The 7913-nt window shown below is 69.5% G+C and carries 2 protein-coding genes; both read left to right on the plus strand.

All coding sequences use genetic code 11. The annotated features are described in order from the left end of the window. The coding region (locus AWC18_RS17355; RefSeq protein ID WP_085139541.1) for a KR domain-containing protein at window positions 1-3039 on the plus strand (3039 nt) is incomplete at its 5' end. 19 nt (window positions 3040-3058) lie between these two features. Continuing rightward, the gene (locus AWC18_RS17360) at window positions 3059-7849 is read left to right on the plus strand and encodes a type I polyketide synthase (RefSeq protein WP_064997309.1); all 4791 of its coding nucleotides are present in this window, start codon (window positions 3059-3061) and stop codon (window positions 7847-7849) included. Window positions 7850-7913 lie beyond the last annotated feature (64 nt).

Below are 7913 nucleotides of genomic sequence, written 5' to 3' on the forward strand. Positions count from 1 at the left end.
ATGGAGGTGGCCTCCCACACCGCGTTCATGGATCCGATCCTTGACGAACTGCGCACCCAACTGGCCGACATCACCCCACAGATACCGCAGATCCCGTTCCTGTCCACCGTGGTCGATCCGCTCGGACCCACCCCGGTGCTCGACGCCGGCTACTGGGCCGACAACGTGCGCCAACCCGCCCGGGTGAACCAGGCGGTCGCCGCCGCGGGGGATAAGTACGGCACTTTCATCGAGATCAGTCCCCACCCGATCTTGACCCACACCATCGACGAGATCCTGGACGCGGTGCCGCACTGCAGCGTCCCCACGTTGGTGCGCGACGGCGATGACACCGTCGTCTTCCATCAGCATCTCAACGGCGCGCATCCGGTGAGTCCTCGCGAACTGCCGCACCCGCCCGGGCCCCACCCGGAGCTGCCGACCACCCCGTGGCGGCACACCCACCACTGGTTTGTCGCCGAAGGCGCCATCACCGCAGCGGAATCCGCGCCACGTCCGGGTCTGCTGCTCGGCACCCACATCAAGATCGGTGGCACTCCGACTGTTCACCTGTGGCAGGCCCGGCTCTCGCCGGAGACCAAGCCCTACCCGGGCACCCACACCAACAACGGTGTGGAGCTGGTCCCGGCATCGGTGCTGCTGGCGACCCTGTCGGAGGCCGCGTTCGAAGCCGGCGGTGATTGCGCGGTGAGCGAGATCCGGTTCGAACACCCGATCATCGTCGACCGGCCGCGGACCATTCAGGTGGTCGCCGACGGCGAATCGGTGACGGTGTCGTCGAAGGCGGTCTCCGACGACGACCGCTGGGTCAAGCACCTCAGTGCCCGCATCACGCAGCGCGACGAATCTGTCGGGCCCGCTTCCGATTCCCCGCTTACCACCGGCTCGGGCGCAACCACCTTCGATGACGACGCGGTGACCGCACTGTGGCTCACCTGGGGCAGTGCGGGCCGCCCCTTCGAGTGGTCGCTGACCTCCGGTGAGGCCACCCCCATCCACTTGCGTGCCGACGTGGAATCCACCCAGTCCGGCACTGTCGCGCCGCTCGACGCCGCCCTGCACGTCGCCCGTCTGCTCGACGACGCCAACCCCGAACTGATGGTGCCCGCGGCACTCGAGTGTGTCCGGTTCGCCGAAGCGCCCGCCGACGGCCGGGCCACCGTCACCGTGCACCGGCGCGACGGCGGCGAGGGCGACCTCGTCGTGGACATCGCCGTGACCACCGCCGACGGCGTCCGGTGCGTCGACATCCACGGGCTGCGCTACACGGCGCTGACGGCGGTCGCTGATGACCCGAGCTCGATCGCCCACGTCATCGAATGGCAGCCCTGGGACGCAGAACTGCACACCCCGAGTCAGCTGGGAACACTGGCGGTGGTCGGTGGCGGTGCTGCCGCCGACCGGCTGCGCGACGCACTGAGCGCCGTCGGTCACGCCGGTGCGCAGATCAGCGAGGCCCAGAACATCATCTACGTCGCCGACCCGGGACCCGCCGACGAATCGGACCTGGACTGCGCGGCGCGGCTGGCCGGCGACGTGGCCGAGCTGGTGGCCTCCCTGGCCGATCGCGACACCCACCCGCCGGCCCTGTGGATCGTCACCCACGGCGTGCACGAGGCGGCCTCCGCCGCTGCGGTGCGCCAAAGCTGCCTGTGGGGTATGGCCGGTGTGGTCCGGGCGGAGCAGCCGCAGCTGTGCGGCGGGCTGGTGGACCTGCCCGCCGATGCCACCGCCGATGCAGCCGCGGCCCTGTCAGCGGTCCTGCGCACGCCGGCCAAGTCCATCCTGGTGTGGCGTGACGGCCAGTTCCTGATGCCGACGTTCACCGCGCTTTCCGGGCCGCCGCAGCGCGAGCCGATGGTGTGCCAGCCCGACAGCGCCTACCTCATCACCGGCGGGATGGGAGCACTTGGCCTGCTGATGGCCGGTTGGCTTGCCGACCGCGGCGCCCGGCGCCTGGTGCTGGCCGGCCGCAGTGCCCTTCCGCCCCGGCGCGACTGGGATTCCGAGGAGCTCGACGAGGGTGTGCGGCGCAAGATCGCCGCCATCCGGGCGTTGGAGCGGCGCGGAGTCACCGTCGACGTCGCCGGACTCGACGTCGGATCCCGGGCTGCGGTGAGCGACCTGTTGGCCCGCCGTGACGCCGCCGGCGCCCCGCCGATCCGCGGCATCATCCACGCCGCCGGTGTCACCGAGGGCCAACTGCTCACCGAGGTCGAGGCCGAGCGGCTGCGTGAAACCATGTGGCCCAAGGTCGCCGGTGCTCAGGTGCTGAACGAACTCTTCCCACCCGGCAGCCTGGACTTCTTCTTCATGACCGCAGCCGCCGGGGCGGTGTTCGGGGTTCCGGGCCAGGGTGCCTACGCGAGCGCCAACGCCTACCTGGACGGCTTGGCCCGGGCCCGCCACAAGCTGGGCTGCCACAGCGTCAGTCTGGACTGGGTGGCCTGGAAGGGCCTGGGATTCGGGGCCGAGGCGCACGTCGTGCTGCACGAACTGGAGCGGATGGGCTCGCGGCCCATCACCCCGGCGGAGGCCTTCGCCGCCTGGGACCACGTGGAGCACTACGACGTCGCTCAGGCCGTGATGGTGCCGCTGCCGACCGAAGGCGAGCCGGGCACCCCTGGCGCCGGGGCCGCCGGACCGGTCCGCGACTGGGCGCAGCTGCCCGCCGACGAGATCCTGAGCGAGCTGGAATCCGGACTGCGCAGCATTCTGGCGCGTGAGCTGCGCATGTCGGAGGCTGAGCTGCAGCTGGACCGGCCGTTCGCCGAGCTCGGCCTGAATTCCGTGATGGCAATGGCGGTCCGGCGCGACATCGAACAGCTGGTCGGTATGGAGCTGTCGGCCACCATGCTGTGGAATCACCCGACTACGGCAGCCCTGGCGGCGCATCTGACCGGCAAGCTGGTACCACAGAAGGATGTCGATGACGACGCGGCGGCCACCGACGGTGCGCTGCCCGAGTCAGCCGACAGTGTGTTGGATGAGCTGTTCGACAGCGTGGAATCGGCTCCGGCCGGATGGGACGGGATCTAGTGGGAATTGAGTTCCCTGCATGACCGCGGCATTTGACGAAGAAGCGCTGCGCCACTGGCTGGCCGACTATCTGGTCACCAACATCGGCTGCAGTCTCGAGGACATCGATTTCGACGCGTCGCTCAACGATCTGGGCGTCGGTTCCCGCGATGCCGTGGTGCTCTGCGGCGAGCTGTCCGAAGTGCTCGGCCGCAAGGTCTCCCCGGTAGAACTCTGGCAACACCCGTCGCTCGCGGAATTGGCCCGCTTCCTCATCGAGCCCGAATCCGCGGACGAAGAGTCAACCGCCGAGCCCGGGCGTTTCGGCACCGACGAACCCATCGCAGTGATCGGTCTGGGTTGCCGGTTCCCCGGGGACATCAACTCACCGGACGCGTTGTGGCAGTTCCTGCTCGACGGCGGCAACGCGGTGACCGAGGTGCCCGCCGATCGCTGGGCGCCGTTCGACGACGGGTCAGCCGAGACCACCAACGCGATCGCCCGCACCACGCGCTGGGGTTCATTCCTGCGAGACATCGCCGCATTCGACGCCGAGTTCTTCGACATCTCCAGCCGCGAAGCGGTCAAGATGGATCCGCAACAGCGGCTCCTGCTCGAAGTGGCGTGGGAGGCCTTGGAGCACGCCGGAATTCCGGCGACGTCGTTGCGGCGCTCGCAGACCGGCGTGTACGTCGGAGCCAGTATCACCGAGTACGGCTGCCATGCGTCCGCCGACCTGCCCAGTGTGGACGCCTGGAGCAACGCCGGTGGCGCACTGAGCATCATCGCCAACCGGTTGTCATATTTCCTGGACCTGCGCGGCCCGTCGGTGACGGTGGACACCGCCTGCTCGTCTTCACTGGTGGCCTTGCACCTGGCATGCCGGAGCCTGCGGACCGGGGAGTGCGAGACCGCGATCGTCGGTGGCGTGAACCTGCTGATGTCACCCGCGGTGTTCCGGGGCTTCGACCAGAGTGGGGCATTGTCGACGACCGGCGCGTGCCACGCCTTCGACGCCGACGCCGACGGATTCGTTCGCGGCGAGGGCTGCGGTGTGGTGGTGCTCAAGCGGCTGTCCGACGCCCGCCAGGACGGTGACCGCGTGCTGGCGGTGGTGCGCGGCACGGCGATCAACCAAGACGGCCACTCCAACGGGTTGCTGGCACCGAACCCGGCAGCTCAGATGGCGGTCCTGCGGTCGGCCTACGCCGACGCCGGTCTCGCCCCGCAGGAAGTCGACTACGTCGAAACCCACGGAACCGGAACTCTGCTGGGCGATCCCATCGAGGCCAAGGCTCTGGGCACGGTGCTGGGCCGGGGCCGTTCACCCCAGGCGCCGCTGCTGCTCGGCGCCGCCAAGTCGAATCTCGGCCATCTCGAGGCGGCCGCCGGCATGGTCGGCTTCATCAAGACGGTGCTGGCCGTGCAACGTGGGCAGATTCCGAAGAACCTGCATTTCAACACCCCGAACCCGCACATCACGTTCGAGCAGATGCGGCTGAAGGTCGTTGCCGAAAACCAGGAATGGCCGTCGTCGGATCACCCGCGGCGAGCCGGGGTCTCATCCTTCGGTTTCGGTGGCACCAACGCTCACGTGGTGATCGAGCAGGCGCCGCCCGCCAAAATCAGGGCGCGCGAAGTGGATCCGGCGGTGACCACCCTGGTGGTCTCCGGGCGGACCCCGGAGCGGATCGCCGCCACCGCCGGCGAGTTGGCGGACTGGCTGGAAGGCGACGGCGCCGGTGTCGAACTGCCCGACGTCGCGCACACCCTCAATCACCACCGTGCTCGGCACCCCCTGTTCGGCACCGTGTGTGCCCGCGACCGGGGCGCGGCGATCAGGGGCTTGCGGGCGTTGGCGGCCGGTACGTCGGCCGACGGCCAGGAGTGCGGCGTCATCGGCCCGCATGACGGTCCGTGCGGCCCCGGCACCGTGTTCGTCTACTCCGGTCAGGGTTCGCACTGGATCGGCATGGGCCGTCAACTGCTCACCGACGAACCGGCATTCGCTCGGGCGCTGGCTGTGCTGGAACCGGCATTCGTCGAGCACGTCGGGTTCTCGCTGTGGCAGGTGATCTCTGCCGGTGAACCCGTCAGCGGCGATGCGCAGGTACAGCCTGTCCTGATGGGGCTTCAGCTGGCGCTGACCGAGCTGTGGCGCTCTTACGGGGTACACCCCGACGCGGTCATCGGGCACTCGATGGGCGAGGTCACCGCCGCGGTGGTGGCCGGCGCGCTGAGCCCGGCCGACGGATTCCGGGTCATCGCGGCCCGCTCGCAGTTGATGTCGCGGCAGGCCGGGCAGGGCGCGGTGGCGCTGCTGAACCTGGACCCCGAAACCGTCGAGGCGCTGCTGGCCGACTACCCGGACGTCAGTGTGGCGGGCTACCTCTCGCCGAAGCAGACCGTGGTGGCCGGACCGGTTGCGCCCGTCGACGCGCTCATCGCGGCCGTCAGCGCCCAGAACAAGTTCGCCAAGCGGGTCAACATGGAAGTGGCCTCGCACACCGCGCTGATGGACCCGATCCTGCCCGAGCTGCGTGCGGCACTGGCCGACCTGACGCCGGAAGTCGCCACCATCCCGTTCTTCTCGACGGTGACCGAAACCGCCATGCCCGCCGGTGGAATGCCGATCCTGGACGCCGACTACTGGGTGAACAACGTTCGCCAGCCGGCGCTGCTGGCCCATGCGGTCGCCGCGGCGGCCGGCGAGTACACCACATTCGTGGAGGTCAGCGCCCACCCGATTCTCACGCACGCGATCGCTGACACCGTGGAAGCTCTTGAAGGACACCACCACAGCGTCGGAACCCTGATACGCGACGCCGACGACGCAGTCAGCTTCCACACCAACCTCAATCGCACGCACACCACCCAACCGCCGCAGACCCCGCACCCGCCCGAGCCGCACCCGGTGCTGCCCGCCACCCCGTGGCAACACAGCAGCTACTGGATCGAGACGGCGGCCGTGCGGCGGCCCACCGTCCCGGCCGGCGCAGCCCCCCAGCCGGCCGCCGGCAACCCGGGAACGGTGCCGCACGACTGGTGGTGCGAGCTGACGTGGCCGGCCGTCGAGGCAGCGCCGGTCGAGACCGTCACCGAGCAGTCCTGGCTGGTCATCGGTGACGATGAGCTGGGTGCCGAGATCGGCGCGATGCAGGGCGGCGGTGTCACTGCGCTGGCCGCATCGGTGCTGGCCGCCACGGCAGGTGAAACCGACCGCGCGGCACTGGCTGCCGCGCTGGGCACCGCCACCCACGTGCTGTACGCGCCGGCAACCAACGCGACCGATCTGAGCGCCGCACCGGCCTACGGCGCGTTCAACGCAGCGCGGCGCCTGGCCACCGCCATGGCGGAGCAGACGTCGAACCCGGCGAAGCTCTTTCTGCTGACGCGCAACGCGCAACCTGTCAGCGAAGGCGACCGGGCCAACCCCGCGCACGCCGTGCTCTGGGGGCTGGGCCGCAGCCTGGCCCTGGAGCACCCCGAGATCTGGGGCCGGGTCATCGACGTCGACGAGTCGGTGCCCGCACCGCTGATCGCCGGATACCTGCTGGCCGAGGCCGACGCCGCCGACAACGAGGACCAGATCGTCTACCGCGCAGGTCTTCGCCGGGTGCCGCGTCTGATCGGCAGCCGTCCCAGCGGTGCTGAGCCAGCCGAATTCGACAGCGGCAGTTGCCATCTGGTGATCGGCGCGACCGGAAACATCGGTCCGCACCTGGTGCGCCGGCTGGCAGCCAATGGAGCCAAGACCATTGTCGCGGTGTCGCGGCGCCCCGGCTCGGTGCTCGACGAGTTGGCGGCCGAGTTGGCCTCGAGCGGAACGACGCTGGTGACGGTGCCCGCCGACGCCGCCGATGAGACCGCGATGGGCGCGCTGTTCGATCGGTTCGGCGCCGACCTGCCGCCGCTGGAAGGCATCCACGTGGCCGCCTTCGCCGGTGGCCCGGTGACTCTTCGCGACATGACCGACGACGACGTCACCACCATGTTCCGCCCGAAGCTCGACGTGGTCGCGGTGCTGCACAAGTTGTCGCTGCGGCATCCGGTGCGTTACTTCGTGTTGTTCTCGTCGATCTCGGGCATCACCGGGTCGCGCTGGCTGGCGCACTACACGGCCACCACCACATTCCTGGACACGTTCGCCTACGCCCGTCGGGTAGCCGGGCTGCCGGCCACCGCGATCAACTGGGGCCTGTGGAAGTCGTTGACCGACACCCAATCCGATGCCGAACGACAGGTGACCGTCGACTCCGGACTGGAGCCGATGGCGGACGAGGTCGCCATCGGCGCACTGCCGCTGGTGATCGGCGCACGGAACGCGGTGCGCCACACCGTGGTCGCGGCTGACTGGCCGCGGCTCGCCGCCGCCTACCGCACCCGGGCGGCACTGCGCATCGTCGACGACCTGCTGACCGCCGACGGACCGGCTGACGGACCGGTGGCGACCAGCACCGAGTTCCGCCGCGCGCTGGCGCAGGCAGAACCCGAACAGCGCGGCGAAATGCTTCGCGAACACGTCATCGACCAGGTCGTGGCCGCCATGGGTCTGGGGTCGCGCCACGCGCTGGACCCGACCGCCGGATTCTTCCAGTCCGGTATGGATTCGCTGATGAGTGTCACCCTGCAGCGGTCGCTGTCGGACAGCCTCGGCGAAGCTCTGCCGGCCGCAGTGGTGTTCGACTACCCGACCATCGAGGCACTGACCGGATACCTGGCAACGATCCTGCCTGAACTGGTCGAGGTCGACACGCAGGACAGCACCGACGCCTATGACGACATGAGTGATGACGAGCTGCTCGCGCAGCTTTCGGAGAGGTTGAGTTGAGCGAGAAGAGTGCTGCGCCGGTCGGGGGGCCGGATCGTCGGGCGATTGTTGCTGAGGCGCTGCG

The sequence above is a fragment of the Mycolicibacter nonchromogenicus genome, from assembly GCF_002101775.1.
Lineage (GTDB): Bacteria > Actinomycetota > Actinomycetes > Mycobacteriales > Mycobacteriaceae > Mycobacterium > Mycobacterium nonchromogenicum.